The following is a 14,349-nucleotide window of genomic DNA, read 5'->3' on the forward strand; positions in this document are numbered from 1 at the left end:
CTGCCCGAGATGCCAGAGATGCCTGAAATGCCTAAGCCGCCCACCGAGCTGCCGCCGGTCACGCCTGAAGGGCTGCCCACCACACATCGCGGATTGCTCGACGCCATCATCGACGGCACCGCTCCCCGCCGCGCAGCCGTCGAAAGGCTCGCCCTCCCCGGCCTGGACACCTGGTCCCCCGGGCATGCCAGCGCCCTGATCGAGGTCGGTCCCGAGGTCACGTTCGGCGGCGGGTTCGTCTTCGGCGGCTATCTGTCCTGCCTGGTCGATCTGTACGCCGGGTTCGCGGCGATGACCGTGCTGCCGGACGACCAGGTCTTCCTGACCGTGCAGCTCGACACGACGTTCCACGCGCCGGTCGCACCCGGCCCCGTGGCCATCGAGGCGACCGTCGCGGAACTCACGTCCCGGCGCGCGGTCGTCACGATCCAGATCAGCCAGCACGGCAAACCCGCCGTCACGGCCACGGCGACCCAACTGCTCATCAAACCGCAGCCACCCAAAGGAGAGACTGTGGACGCCAACCAGCCCGCCGCCCCCGTCTACGCCGGCACCTACGTCGACCGCATCCTGGAGGTCTTCGCCGAGCACCCCGAGCGGGAGGCCTTCGTCCACGGCGAGCGGCGCGTCTCCTACGACGAGGCTCGGCGCGCGGTCCACCGGCTCGCCGCCGCGCTGCGGCTGCGCGGGCTGGGCAAGGGCCAGACCGTGGCGCTGTTCGTCGGCAGCCGTCCGGAGTCGGTGCTGATCCAGCTGGCGGTGCACCTGGCCGGCTGCCGCCTGGTGTTCGTCGCGCCCGAACCGGCCGTCCCGGAGCAGGGTGCGTTCCTGGCGCGTGCCGAGGCCGACGCGCTGGTCATCGATCCGGGCATCGAGCGCGCTGTGCGACTCGCGAGTCTGCACGGGCCGCGCGTGGTCCTCACAGCCGGTCCGGGAGGTTCAGACACAGATCCAGCCCTCGGCGAGGACCTGCTCGCCCTGGCCGACGCCCAGCCCGACGAGCCGCTGACGGACCCGGCGCAGCAGACCGACATCTCCACCATCTTCTACACCGGCGGCACCACCGGCCGGCCCAAACTGGTGCTGCACAAGCACAGCTACTACTTCGCGCTGATCCCGGCCAGCGAGCGCCGCAAGGCCGAACTCCCCATCCCGCACCGCTTCCTGATCTGCACCCCGGCCAGCCACACCAGCGGCCACATCGCGGCGATCCTGACCATGCTGGCCGGCGGCACCGTGCTGCTGATGGACGCCTTCGACGCCGGCGAGGCCGTCGCGATCATGCAACGCGAGCACGCCACCAGCCTGGGTGTCGTCCCGCCGATGCTGGGCGAGATCCTGGACCACCCGACCTGCCCGGCCGACGGCTTCCCGGACCTGGTCCGCATCCACTACGGCGGCGCGCCCACGACGCCGGCCAGGATCCGCCAGGCCCTGGAACGCTTCGGCCCGGTCCTGCGCCAGGCCTACGGCCTCACCGAGATCCCGGTGATCGCCTTCCTCGAACCGGCCGACCACGACCCCGCCGTCCCCGGCCGCCTCGGCTCCTGCGGCAAGCCGCTGCCGTTCCTGGCCGACCGCGCGGAGATCTCCCTGCGCGACGAGAAGGGCGAGGAGGTGGCGCAAGGCGAGATCGGCGAGGTCTGCGTCCAGGGCCCGCTGGTCATGGCCGAGTACCTGGGCGACCCCGAACTCACCGCGCAGGCCCTGGCCGACGGCTGGCTGCACACCGGCGACCTCGGCTTCTTCGACGGCGAGGGCTACCTGCACCTGGTGGACCGGCTCAAGGACGTCATCGTCACCGGGCAGACCTCTGACAACGTCTTCTCGGTCCTGCTGGAGGACGTGCTGACCAAGGCCCCAGGCGTCCTCGGTGCGGCCGTGGTCGGGCTGCCGGACGAGGCCTGGGGCGAGGCCGTCCACGTCGCCTGCGTCGTGGACGGCAAGACCCCGGTCGACCCGGCCGACCTGCGCAAGCGCGCGGTGGAGGAACTCGGGCCGCTGTACGAGCCGAAGTCGATCACCTTCGTCGACGCGCTGCCGTGGACGGCGATCGGGAAGATCGACAAGAAGGCGGTGCGGGAGATGTTGGCGCGGGGGCAGGGCTGAGCCGGCCGGGACCGGCTAGTCCTTCCGACCCTGCGTCCACAGAACCAGGTCCTTGACGATCTGCTCGTCGACGGCGCCCGGGCCGCCGAACACCGAGATATGCCCGGCGTCGCCGTACACCTCTTCGACCTCGTCGCGCAGATCGGACATGAGCCAGGGCGAACCGTCGGCCAGGCGCGGGTCCGCCAAGACCAGGGGCTGGCCGGCGTTGGCCATGAAGGCGCCGCCGGTGAGGGCGTCCGGGAAGCTGGTGCCGCTGGCCACGCCCATCTGCTTGGGCGCGTAGTTGGCGTTGATGGCGTCGAAGACCAGATGCGAGGTCGCGTAGCGGTCCGCGCCGTGCAGGTCGGTGAGGGGGATGTGCGCCAGGTTCGCGTCCGCCCGCACTGCGGTCGCGGCCGGGCCGCCGACCGCGGTGACGGACTTGTGCCCGGCTACGAGCGCCGCTGTCTGCGGGTCGAGGACCGGACCGTTCGACAGGACGATCGCAGTGTGTTCCTTCGCCGCGAGCGGACCGGCGGTCAGCGCGTCGGGGAAGCTCGCGCCGTCGGCCACGACGATGTCCGCCGCCGACCCGATGTGGGCGGCGATGCGGCGGGCGGTGTCGAAGCGGTCGACGCCGCCGATGCGCTCGACGTGCACCGTGGACGGCAGCTGCGCGAGTACCGCGTCGGAGACCGCGGACGTGCCGCCGAGGACGTAGACCGTCTTGCCTCCGCCGGCCAGCACGCGGTTGATCTCGGCGAGGGTGGCGGCGTCGAGCTTGTGCGGGTCCGTCAGCAACAGCGGACCATGGACGTGCGCGGCGAGCGGGACTCCGGCCAGCGCGTCCGGGAAACCCAGTCCGCTGGCCAGGACCACGGCGCCGGCGGACCCGGCGGACCACTGCGCCTGCGAGACGGCGACGGCCGTGGAGTAGCGGTCGGAGCCGGCGATGCGGTGGACGGTGACGACGGGCTGTGCCGGCGGGACGGCGGGCGGCGGCACGGTGACGGAGACGTCCGCGTGCGCGGTGCCTGCTGGTGGGCATAGCTCGCGCTGACGCCGTCGACGACCGAGTCGGAGGTCCCGGTGAGGTGGATCGCTCCGACCTGGCAGCATCGGCCTCCGTCCTGATGCAGAACGATCCGCTGCGAGTCCACGACGTGGATCTCGTCGCCGCCCAGCGGCTGGCCGTAGGGCATGGCCAGCGCGCCGTCGATCTCCACATCGTGCTGACCGGTGACGGTGACCCAGGAAGACCAGCCTCCGCTCTTGATGGTGATCGGCAGACCGGGAGTCCCGGAGCGGGTGACGTCCACCGCGCCGATCTTCTGCCCCCAGATGACGACCGTCCCGCCGGGCACCAGCAGCGACGACGCCATGGCGGCGTGCACGCTGCACAACGGCGCCGCCTGTACGAGGCCAGAGTTGCCGTCGTTGCAGGCCGCGGTGTCGGCATCGACATACAGAGTCGCGGGAGCATCATCGGCACGCGCGGCCGGGATCGCGAGGATCGCGCCACCGAAGGTGGACAGGACGGCCGCCGCCGCCAGGCCTACGTGCCGATTCCGCATAGTGGATCCCCCCGAGTCGGGCCGCAAAAGTGGTTGATCATATCGGGCCCGACCCGGGTTGTCTCCGTGCTAGCCGAACGTGAACGAGTAGGCGCTCAACCCCGGCGACAGCGTGATCGTCACAGTGCTGCGTTCCGAGTCGCTTCGATCCACGACGGTGTAAATGTCCGGGGCGCCGGACACCGGATAGCTCGTGCTCTTCCCGTCGACCGTGGCGGTGATCGTGCCGGTGCCGCCGATGTCGAGGTAGACCTTTGCGGCGTTGAAGTTCAGGCGGATGCCGGCGTTCTGGCCGGATGTCAGGGACTGCGCGGCCACGGTCCAGGTGCCGGTCAGGGCGAAGGCGTCGTCGGGGAGGTCGGCCGGGTAGGCGTAGGTCTGCGTTCCGGATTGGAAGGTGCCGGACTTGCCCGGTGCGAAGTTGTTCGCGCGCTCGGCGCCCAGGTAGGTCTCGGGGGTCTGGCTCTGGTCCGTGGGGGTCGTGTCCGGGACGTCGGTGGCCGGCGGGAGGGCGAGGCCGGCGGGATGCGCGGCGGTGAGAAGCTTGCGGATCAGCGATTCGGTGTTCGAGTAGGCGCCCTCGCCGATCGAGGCGAAGCGGACCTCGCCGGTGGAGTCGATGAGGTAGTCGGCGGGCCAGGATTCGTTGCCGAAGGCGTTCCAGGTCGTGTACTTGCTGTCCAGGGCGACCGGATACGTGATGCCCAGGCGCTTCGCACCGGCCGCGACGTCGCCGGGGTCGGCCTCGAAGGTGTACTCGGGGGTCTGCACGCCGATCACCACCAGGCCGTCGGCGGCGTAGTCGGTGTACCAGGCCTGCACATGCTTGATGGCGCGCTGGCAGTTGATGCACGAGTAGGCCCAGAAGTCGACCAGGACCACCTTGCCCTGCAGCTCGGCCGGGGTGAGCGCGGTGTTTCCCCGCGTGTTGAACCACTGCTGGATGCCGGTGATCGCCGGCGCCTTGCCGCAGTCGCCCAACGTGCTCATCTCCGACTGCGCACACTTCGCGAGGGCCTGGGGCCCGGCCGGGGCCAGCGCGTGTGAGGCCCCTGACTTGTCCAGCGCGGCGTTCAGGTTCGAGGTGTAGTCGGGCACGGCGCGCTGCAAGGCGTCGGTGACGTTGAACGTCAGCGCCACAGCCAGCGCGATGACGACGACGCCCGCCGTGATGCGCACCCCCCGCTGCCGGTTGCGGAAAGCCCGAACCCGCTCGGCCACCCGCCGCCCGGCCAGCGCGAAGGCCAGCAGCGGAATCGCGGTGCCGACCGCGAACGCGACGGTGAGCGCGACCGTCCCGACCCCGATCCGGCCCGAGGCACCGGCGACGGTGATGGCCGCCAGCACCGGCCCCGCGCAGGGCACGTACACGGCTCCGAGCGCCAGCCCGAGCACGAAGCCGCCGTGCTCATCGGTGACACGGCGCTGCGGGATGCGCGAGAACGGCCGCTCCAGCAGGTCTTCCACACGCTGGTTCATCATGGCGATGCCCAGCAGCACCAACACGACCAGACCGGCCCACCGGATGATGTCCTTGGGCAGCGGCAGGGCGCTCAGCACCAGGGTGCCCAGGAGCGTGAAGACGCTGAAGCTCAGGACGAGCCCGGCCACGATCAGATACGGACGCCGACTGCCGCGCCGCGGCGAAGGCGATTCCGCCTCCCCCGCACGACCGGCGGCACCGCCGGTGAAGAACAAAACGGGCAACATCGGCAGAACGCATGGCGAGATGCCGGTGATGAGGCCGCCGACAAGCCCGATCAGAACCAGAGTGAGCACGCCATCATCGTGCATGGGAAAACTGAGGTCCGCCTGACCAGTCGGGCTCCGTCACCGATCCGTAAGAAGGCCTGCGCGACCGGTGAACATCACTTCCGAGGCGCCGGCGCCGGCCGGTCGTCGGAAACCGGCCGACCGGACATGATGCGGCCCAACCCGCCGGTGAGCAGTTCCCGGCGCGAGGGCAGTTCCCGGTAGAACAACCAGGGATCGAGCCCGATCCTTCTGGCCTGCTTCCAGAACCGGCGGTGCTCCCGCGCCGCGTACACCGCTCCGCCGACTGCGACGACCCCGAGGGCGAGTACCAGCAACCACGGCGCACCGATCGCGGCGGTCACGGCACACACCAGCACCGTGACCGTCAGAACCGCGACCATCTGATGCAGGAACGCCACCTCGCGACGTGCGCTTCGCAGAAGCTTGATATCCACTTCGCCCCTCCCCGTGAACGTCTGCGCTTCAGTGTGGGCGCAGGCGACGACTCTCACAAGACAGCGCGTACGGCTCCCCGGACCATCCGGCGAGCCGCACGCACCTGCCCTCCTCAGACCGACAAGAGCATCAGTCCATGGCGTTCGCCGTGACCGTCGCCGGGTTGTTCAGGTTCCCGGTCAGCGGCAGGCTTCGCGAGCCGTCTCCGACCAGGATCTGGTACGTGCCGGCCGACGCGATCCAGTTGCTCGACGTCGTGTCCCAGTGCGCCAGATCGTGGGCCGACACCGTGAACGTCGCGGTGCCCGATGCGCCGGGGTTCAGCGTGATCCGCTGGAATCCCTTCAGCTGGTGCGGCGGCTCGCCGGCCGATGCCGGGTCGCCGACATACAGCTGTGCCACCTCCGTCCCGGCGCGGCTTCCGGTGTTCGTGACCGTCGCGGTCACCGTTGCCTGGCCGTTGTTCAGCGCCCCGATCTGCAGGTTGCTGAAGGAGAACGTCGTGTACGACAGCCCGAAGCCGAACGGGAACAGCGGCGCGACGTTGTTCTGGTCGTACCACCGGTACCCGACGTCGAGTCCCTCGGAGTACTGCACCGTGCCGTTGACGCCCGGCCACTGCGCCGTCGTGCTTGCCGGTACCTGCGTCAGCGAGGTCGGGAAGGTGATCGGCAGGTGCCCGGAGGGGTTCACGTCGCCGAACAGCAGCGCCGCGATCGCCTGGCCGAACTCCTGTCCCTGGTAGAACGTCTCGAAGACGCCCGCCACCTGGTTCAGCCAGGGCATCATGATCGCCGAGTTGTCGCTGAGCACGACGATCGTGTGCGGGTTGGCCGCGGCGACCGCCGAGATCAGGGCGTCCTGGTTGTTCGGCAGGTTCAGCGTGGTGGTGTCGGACTCCTCGTGGCCGTAGTTGTCGTCGGCGAACACGATCGCCACGTTCGAGGACTGCGCGAGCGCGACCGCCGAGGCCTGGTTGGTGCCGTCGTCGTAGGCGACCTTGACGTTCGTCCCGGCCGTCCGCTGCTGGATCCCGTACAGCGGGTTGTAGGTGCCCGTGCTGGTCGCGCTCCCGCTGCCGCCGCCCCCGGTGATCACACCGGCGCCGGCGTTGGTGCCGATGACCGCCACCGACTCGCTGCCCTTCGGGTCCAGCGGCAGGACGCCGTTGTTCTTCAGCAGCACCGAGCCTTCCTCGTCGCCCTGCAACGCCACCGCGCGGTGCGCCGGGGTGGCGACGATGGCGGTCGTCGAACCGCTCGGCGCCTTGTCGAACATGCCGAAGCGGAACATCTGCGTCAGCACCCGGGACACCATGGTGTCGAACGTGGCCTGCGTGACCTGGCCGGCGGCGACCGCCTGCTCCAGCGAGGCGGCGAAGAAGCCGCCGAAGGGCATCTCGACCGTCTCCCCGGCGTTGGCCGACGGCACGGTGGAGTGGATCCCGCCCCAGTCCGAGGTGATGAAGCCCTGGAACCCGGCCTGCTGGTACATCGGGATGTTCTCCACGGCGGGGTTCTGGCAGGAGTAGTTGCCGTTCACCATGCTGTACCCGCACATCAGCGCCGCCGCGCCGCCCTTCTCGATGGCGGTCTGGAAGCCCGGCAGGTACATCTCCTGCAGCGTGCGGGTGTCGATGATCTCGTTGCCGGGCGCCGAGGGCTGCTCGATGTTGTACGCGGCCGCGTGCTTGACCTCGGCCATCACGCCCTGGCTCTGCATGCCCTGCACGTCCGCGCTGACGATCTCGCCGGTCAGGTACGGGTCCTCGCCGAACGTCTCGTAGGACCGGCCCCAGCGCGGGTCGCGCACCAGATTGATCGTCGGGCCGAGCGAGACGTTCACGCCCTTGCCTGCGAACTCCTGGCCGACGGCCGCGCCGAAGTCGTGCTCGTAGGACGGGTCGAAGGTGGCCGCGTTGGTCTCCCCGTCAGGGAACTGCGTCACCCCGCCGAGCCCGTCGCCGACCCCGCTGGGCCCGTCCTCCAGGTTGACGCTCGGGATGCACAGCGCGGGCTGCGCGGCGATCTGCCCGATGTAGACGCTCGACCCGTCGCCGTAGAGCATCGCGTCCTTCTGGTCCTGCGACATCGCCCCCATGAGCTGCGCGACGCGGGTCGAGACGGCCACGTTCGGCTCGTTGAGCCATGGGCAGTCGCCCGGCGCGGGCTGCGGCGGGGGCGGCGGGATGGTGACGGTCTGGTTCCCGACGGTGTAGACCGAGAACTCCCACAGGGAGACGCCGTACCCGGTGGCGCGCGCCGTCGAGTACATCCGGATGTACCGGCCGGTGCCCGACACGTTCAGCGTCTGCGTCCCGCCGGTCCCGGTGGTCGTGGTGTAGATCGTCGACCAGTTCGCGTTGTCGTTCGAGACCTGGATCTGGAACCCGGTGGCGTAGGCGTTCTCCCACTGGAGTACCACCTGGCACACCGGCAGGCTCCCCCCGAGGTCCACGTCGATCCACTGCGGGTCCGCCGAAGCGCTGGACCAGCGGGTCAGGGTGCTGCCGTCGGTGGCGTAGAAGGGGTCGTACGCCGGGTTGGCGTCCTGGATCGACGAGGCGGTGGCCGGGTGCCCGAGCGCGGCGTTGGCGGTGCCGCAGGTCCCGTTCCCGCCGCCGGTGCTGCTCGGCGCTGAGCTGGGTGAGCTTGGTGAGCTGGGCGAGCTCGGCGAAGTGGGGACTCCCCCACTTCCGCCGGTGAAGACCCCGAACTCCCACAGCGAGTAGCCGTACTGCGTGGCGCGCGCCGTGCCGTACATCCGGATGTACCTGCCGGTGCCGGAGACGTTCAGCGTCTGGTTCCCGCCGGTCCCGGTGGTGGTCGAGTAGATCGTGGTCCAGGTCGCGTTGTCGGTCGAGACCTGGATCTGGAACGCGGTGGCGTACGCGGTCTCCCAGTTCAGCGCGACCTGGCAGATGGTCAGCGCCGAGCCGAGGTCCACATCGAGCCACTGCGGGTCGCTGAACGCGCTGGACCAGCGGGTCCCGGTGTTGCCGTCGACCGCGGCGGCGGCCGGGGTCCCGCCGTTCTCCGTCGAGGAGGCGGTGGCGGGCTGGTTCAGCGCCGCGTCCTGTGTGCCGCAGGTCCCGCCGCCCCCGGTGCCCGTGGTGCCGTAGACCTGGAACTCCCACAGCGAGTAGCCGTAGCCGGTGTTGCGCGCGGTGCCGTACATGCGGATGTAACGGCCGGAGCCGGAGACGTTCAAGGTCTCCGTGCCGCCGGGACCGGTGGTCGTGGAGTAGATCGACGTCCAGGTCGAGCCGTCGGCCGAGACCTGGATCTGGTAGGCCTTGGCCGAGGCCGTCTCCCACTGGAGCACGACCTGGCTGATCGTCGCGGTCCCCCCGAGGTCCACCTGGAGCCACTGCGGGTCGCTGTAGGCGCTCTCCCAGCGGGTGCCGGTGTTGCCGTCCACGGCGTTCGCCGCGACGTTGCCGCCGGTGACCGACGAGGCGGTCGCGGTCTTGCCCTGCGACAGCAGCGTCGGCGCGGCGTGCGCGGACCCCGCGGCGATCGCGACCATCAGCCCGCTGATGAGGGCGACGACCAGGGTCACCACCAGGGAGGTCATACGTGGATTCCGGGCGCGCACGGGTGGCGCCTGTTGACTGACGGCCATGCTTCTCTTCCTCGCGTCGTGGGGTGGCTGGCGGGAGGGAGAGCGCTCTCCGATGCAGAGCCTGGCCGGGGGCTGACGGAGAGTCAAGGTTTTGAGCGAGTTCCGCAACAGTTCCGCAACTCGCCCCTGGACAACGGAGGCCGCGGACCAGGTCCGCGGCCTCCGTCATGCTCTTTCAGCCGGCGATCTCAGAGATCGCAGGACTCCCGGGTATCGCAGGAATCTCAGGGATCACGGATAGGAGGTGACGTCCGAAGGCGTCGTGTTGGACGGTGTCGCCGCTCCCGTGGAGTTGATGACGTGCTGGATCACGCCGACCCCGCCGAGCGAGACGGTGAGCAGATCGTGGAACTGGACGCCGGCCGTGTTCGGCGCCTCGAAGGCGTGGTCGTTGACCACCGCCGGGTTGACGTTGAAGTAGCAGTAGCTGCCCATGCCATAGGCCTGATGCGACGTGACGTTGGCGCCCACCTTGTACGCCGGATAGCCGTTGGTCGAGCCGTTCATCCAGGCCGCCTGGTTCGGCGGGTCGTAGGGGTTCTCGTTCTGGAAGAAGATCGTCTCCCCGCCCTGGCCGTTCCAGACGACCTCGCTCTTCTGGTAGTGCTCCACGAACAGGCCGGTCGCCAGGACGTTGTCGCCGTTGACGGTCAGGCCGTTGTCCGCGGTGTTGGTGGTCCAGCCCACCGTGCCGGCGTTGCCGTGGTCGGCGCGCCACGCCCAGATGTCGTTCACCAGCGTGTTGTTGGCGTTGACCACCAGGCTGTCCGTCGCGCTGCCGGCGATGTCGCCGCCGATGCGGAAGAACACGTCCTGGACGGAGATCGGGTTGGCGCTGTGGTTGGCCGAGGAACCCGCGGGTCCGACGGTCAGCAGGGACGGCGAGGTGGTGGTGCCGGCGTCCATCAGCAGACCGCTGATCCGCACGCCGTCCACGTCGGCGACCTGCATGGTCGTGACGCCGCCGGTCGGGATGAGCGTCGGGAAGCCGGTGCCCAGCACGACGGTGTTCGGGTTGCTGACGTTCAGCGTCTGGTCGATGTTGTAGACGCCGGGGGTGAAGAACAGGCTGCAACCCTGCGCCAGCGCCGCGTTCATCTGCGAGGCGGTGTTGGACGGGGTCACCACGAAGAACTGGCTCATCGGCAGCGAGGTGCCGGGAGTCGGTCCGTTCGCCCAGCTCGCCCCCGAGGCGTTGGTCCGCAGGGACGGCAGGAACACGTGGTAATTGCCGGAGGAGTCGACGTACAGGTACGGCACGTCACGCGACGTCGGCGTGGTGGCCAGCGTCGTCATCGGCGGGGTCGGGAAGCTCTGGGCCGGCGCCCCGGTCACCCCGGAGAACACCATGTTCCAGACCGACCCGCTCCAGCTGCCGAGGTTGCTGTCCTGCGTGTACCACTGCTGCTGGGAGACGCTGGAGGCCTGCCCGCTGATCTTGCTGTCGGCGACGTAGCCGCCGCTGGCGTAGCCGTAGCTGGCCGGGTACATCTGGAGCCCGCCGTGGATGTCCATGCGGCGGAACGGCCCGGCCTGCGCGACGGCCCAGCGGGTGTTGCCGGCCGACGGGTTGACCGCCATGTTCTCCGCCGAGCGCCAGAAGTTCTGCGTGGCGTTGCCGGTCCCGTCGAAGGCGTCGACCGTGACGTCGCCGTTGATCGTGACGTCGTCGGGGTTCTGGCCCAGGCCCTGGATCGAGGTGTAGTAGCCGATGTTGGCGGTGTTGCTGTAGGTGCCCGGCTTGAACAGCAGGGCGTCGCGCTCGGTGCCGAACTGGTTCAGCTTCTGGTTGTTGAAGACGGTGTCGAGCGTGGACTGGATGGTCGCGCTGGACATGCTGGGGTCGAAGATGTGCACGTTCGGCCCGAAGTTCGGCTGGTTCGGCTGGTTGGTGCAGCCGGTGGCGATGCTGTTGACGGTCCAGGTGAACGTCGCCGTCCCGCTCGCTCCGGTGGCGTCGGTGACGGTCACCTTGGTGGCGAAGGTTCCCGCGGCGCTCGTCGTGCCGGAGATCAGGCCGGTGGCGGAGTTGATCGACAGCCCGGTCGGCAGGCCGGTCGCGCTGTAGGTCAAGGTCTGGCCGGAGGCGGAGTCAGAGGCCTGGATCTGCAGGTTCGCGGCGCTGCCCAGGGTCGTGGTCTGGTTGCCGGGGCTGGTGACCGTGACGCCGTTCCCGCCGGTCGAGGTGCCGGTGTAGACCTGGAACTCCCACAGCGAGTAGCCGTACTGCGTCGCGCGGGCCGTGCCGTACATGCGGATGTAGCGGCCGCTGCCCGAGACGTTCAGCGTCTGGGTGCCGCCGGTGCCGGTGGTGGTGGAGTAGATCGACGTCCAGTTCGTGGCGTCGTTCGAGGTCTGGATCTGGAACGCGGTGGCGTAGGCCGCCTCCCAGTTCAGGACGACCTGGCAGATCGACTGCGTGCTGCCGAGGTCCACCTGGAGCCACTGCGGGTCGCTGAACCCGCTGGACCAGCGCGTGCCGGTGTTCCCGTCGACGGCCGCCGACGCCGGGAAGGTCGCGTTCTCCAGCGAGGACGCGGTGGCCGGCTGGTTCAGCGCGGCGTTGGTCGTCCCGCAGCCGCCGCCGGAGGCGATCGTGCCGTAGACCTGGAACTCCCAGAGCGAGTAGCCGTACTGCGTCGCGCGGGCCGTGCCGTACATACGGACGTAGCGGCCGCTGCCGGTGATGTTCAGCGTCTGGGTGCCACCGGTGCCGGTGGTGGTGGAGTAGATCGACGTCCAGGTCGTGCCGTCGTTCGAGGTCTGGATCTGGAACGCGGTGGCGTAGGCGGTCTCCCACTGCAGGACGACCTTGTCGACGGACGCGGTCGCGCCGAGGTCCACCTGGAGCCACTGCGGGTCGCTGAACGCGCTGGACCAGCGCGTGCCGGTGTTCCCGTCGGTGGCGTCGGACGCCGGGGTCCCGGCGTTCTCCTGCGACGAGGCGGTCGTCGCCTTGCCCTGCGACAGCAGGCTGTCGGCGGCGTGGGCCGCCGTCGGCGCGACGATCGCGTAGGCCGCCAGGCTCAGGACCAGGAGCAGCAGGAACACGGCGTGCAACGGTCGGCGGATCAGGGGTCTCCGATGAATGGTCCCACCGGAGGAGAAGGCAGTCATGACATCTCCTGCTTGGTCAGGGGTCTGGGTCTGTGTCTGTGTCTTTCATGGGCGGTGCGGCGCAGGGGTCGGCGCCGCGGATGGTCCCCGTCATCGTGCGTGGAACACGGAGAGCGCTCTCTCGCAAGTGCGATCGTCGCGCCGAAGTTTCCGCCATGTCAACGGATTCTGATTCCGGAACTTCGCTGGAGGGCTTTATCAGCCCTCGCGTGGGAGAGCGCTCTCCCCCCGTGCTATAAACACTTCATGACCGCCGACGACGAGGTTCCGCGGCCCCCGACGCTCGAGGACGTCGCGCGGGTCGCCGGCGTCTCGCGCGCGACCGTGTCCCGCGTCGTCAACGACACGCGCAACGTCGACCACCGCATCCGGGAGGCCGTGCGAGCGGCGGTGGCCCAGACCGGCTACGTGCCCAACCAGGCGGCCCGCTCGCTGGTGACCAGGCGCACCGGTTCGGTGGCGCTGGTGGTGTCCGAGGCCGAGCACCGGACCTTCGACGACCCGTTCCTGGGCCGCGTGTTCACCGACCCCTTCTTCGGCCGGGTGGTCAGCGGCATCATCAGCGTCCTGCGACCACGCGCGGTGAACCTGGTCCTGATGCTCGCCGAGACCGCCGACTCCCGCGGGCAGCTGCTCGACTACCTGCGCCAGGGACACGTCGACGGCGTGATGCTGATCTCCACGCACGCCGAGGACCCGCTGCCCCAGATGCTGACCGAGTCCGGCCTCCCGACGGTCCTGTCCCGGCGCCCCAGCACGCCGATCCCGATCAGCTACGTCGACATCGCCCAGGACACCGGCGCGGCCCTGGCCGCCGACCGCCTGGCCGAGCGCGGCTGCCGCCAGGTGGCCACCATCTCCGGCCCGATGGACATGCCGGCCAGCCAGGACCGCCTGCGCGGCTTCCGCGAGGCGATGGCACGGCACGGACACGCCTTCGTCCCCTCCGTGGAGGGCAACTTCACCCAGGACAGCGGCGAGCAGGCGATGCGCGAACTGCTGGACCGCCACCCGGACCTGGACGGCCTGTTCGCCGCCAACGACCTGATGGCCCAGGGCGCCCTGCTCGCCCTGCACGACCGCGGCATCGCGGTCCCGGAGCGGGTGGCGGTCGTCGGCTTCGACGACAGCAGCGCGGCGACGGCCTGCCGCCCACCGCTGACCACGGTGCGCCAGCCGATCGAGGACATGGCCGCGGCGATGGCCGACCTGCTGCTCGCCCACATCGAGGAGAAGCGGCAACGGGTCACGTCGCGGATATTCGAGCCGGCGCTGGTGGTTCGGGAGTCGGCTTAGGGCGGCGGCCGGGTGGGGCGGCCAAGCGAGGCGGCATAGGGGGCGCCCCTGGCTTGGGTGTTGGTGGGTGTGGCTGGTTGCGGTTTGTTTGTGGGCTGATAGTCACAGGCGTTTCTTGACGGCTTCGCGCATGGTTGGCGGGATCCGTTGGTGGCGCGGGTCGGGGGTCCCTCATGTCGTGTCAGGGCGGCGGGGGTGTGGGCAGGTGGTCAGGTCTACGGCCACGGGCAAGACCAAAAGCAATAGTCAAAGAGCAAGAGCGACAGTCAAGAGCGCCTCCGGCGGCGCCTACGCGGCGAGCGGCGCTCTCTCCGGGGATGGGGGGCCGCGTTGTCGGGCGGCGGTTGTTGCTTGTGGTCGCCTTTGTCCCGGATTCCCCGTCGCTTCGTCGCCCGGAGGGAACCATCCCGGCCTGGGCGGTGTCAAGCCGGATCGC

The 14,349-nt window shown here is 69.8% G+C and carries 7 protein-coding genes; 2 read left to right on the plus strand and 5 right to left on the minus strand.

Going from position 1 to position 14,349, the window contains the following annotated elements:
* The first annotated feature begins 18 nt into the window (after positions 1–18).
* Positions 19–2,109, plus strand: a complete 2,091-nt coding sequence (locus ABIA35_RS37510; protein WP_370361091.1) for an AMP-binding protein — start codon at positions 19–21, stop codon at positions 2,107–2,109.
* A gap of 15 nt (positions 2,110–2,124) precedes the next feature.
* Here ABIA35_RS37510 and ABIA35_RS37515 read toward each other — a convergent pair whose 3' ends face one another.
* The 5 genes from ABIA35_RS37515 to ABIA35_RS37535 all read right to left on the minus strand — a co-directional run bounded on the left by ABIA35_RS37515 (position 2,125) and on the right by ABIA35_RS37535 (position 12,617).
* Positions 2,125–3,210, minus strand: coding sequence for a cell wall-binding repeat-containing protein (locus tag ABIA35_RS37515; protein ID WP_370361092.1), 1,086 nt, complete (start codon positions 3,208–3,210; stop codon positions 2,125–2,127).
* 524 nt (positions 3,211–3,734) lie between these two features.
* Positions 3,735–5,444: a LysE family transporter gene (locus ABIA35_RS37520; protein WP_370344655.1), complete on the minus strand. Its 1,710-nt coding sequence runs from the start codon at positions 5,442–5,444 to the stop codon at positions 3,735–3,737.
* An 89-nt stretch (positions 5,445–5,533) separates the two neighbouring features.
* Positions 5,534–5,875, minus strand: a complete 342-nt coding sequence (locus ABIA35_RS37525; RefSeq protein ID WP_370361093.1) for a hypothetical protein — start codon at positions 5,873–5,875, stop codon at positions 5,534–5,536.
* A gap of 130 nt (positions 5,876–6,005) precedes the next feature.
* A complete protein-coding gene (locus ABIA35_RS37530; RefSeq protein ID WP_370361094.1) occupies positions 6,006–9,452 on the minus strand; it encodes a discoidin domain-containing protein in 3,447 nt (1,148 codons plus the stop codon).
* Positions 9,453–9,731: 279 nt separating this feature from the next.
* Entirely contained in the window at positions 9,732–12,617 is a 2,886-nt protein-coding gene (locus tag ABIA35_RS37535; RefSeq protein WP_370361095.1) for a discoidin domain-containing protein, read from the minus strand.
* Between the two features lie 246 nt (positions 12,618–12,863).
* Here ABIA35_RS37535 and ABIA35_RS37540 point away from each other — a divergent pair, with 246 nt between their 5' ends.
* Positions 12,864–13,913, plus strand: coding sequence for a LacI family DNA-binding transcriptional regulator (locus ABIA35_RS37540; RefSeq protein ID WP_370344659.1), 1,050 nt, complete (start codon positions 12,864–12,866; stop codon positions 13,911–13,913).
* The last annotated feature ends 436 nt before the right edge of the window (positions 13,914–14,349 follow it).

The organism is Catenulispora sp. MAP12-49 (genome assembly GCF_041262705.1).
Lineage (GTDB): Bacteria > Actinomycetota > Actinomycetes > Streptomycetales > Catenulisporaceae > Catenulispora.

What these genes read in the sequence shown, in the direction of transcription:
- ABIA35_RS37535 (WP_370361095.1), bottom strand. Translation starts at nt 12,617, where the DNA reads ATGACTGCCTTCTCCTCCGGTGGGACCATTCATCGGAGACCCCTGATC.
- ABIA35_RS37510 (WP_370361091.1), top strand. Translation starts at nt 19, where the DNA reads ATGCCTGAAATGCCTAAGCCGCCCACCGAGCTGCCGCCGGTCACGCCT.
- ABIA35_RS37540 (WP_370344659.1), top strand. Translation starts at nt 12,864, where the DNA reads ATGACCGCCGACGACGAGGTTCCGCGGCCCCCGACGCTCGAGGACGTC.
- ABIA35_RS37530 (WP_370361094.1), bottom strand. Translation starts at nt 9,452, where the DNA reads ATGACCTCCCTGGTGGTGACCCTGGTCGTCGCCCTCATCAGCGGGCTG.
- ABIA35_RS37515 (WP_370361092.1), bottom strand. Translation starts at nt 3,210, where the DNA reads ATGCTGCCAGGTCGGAGCGATCCACCTCACCGGGACCTCCGACTCGGT.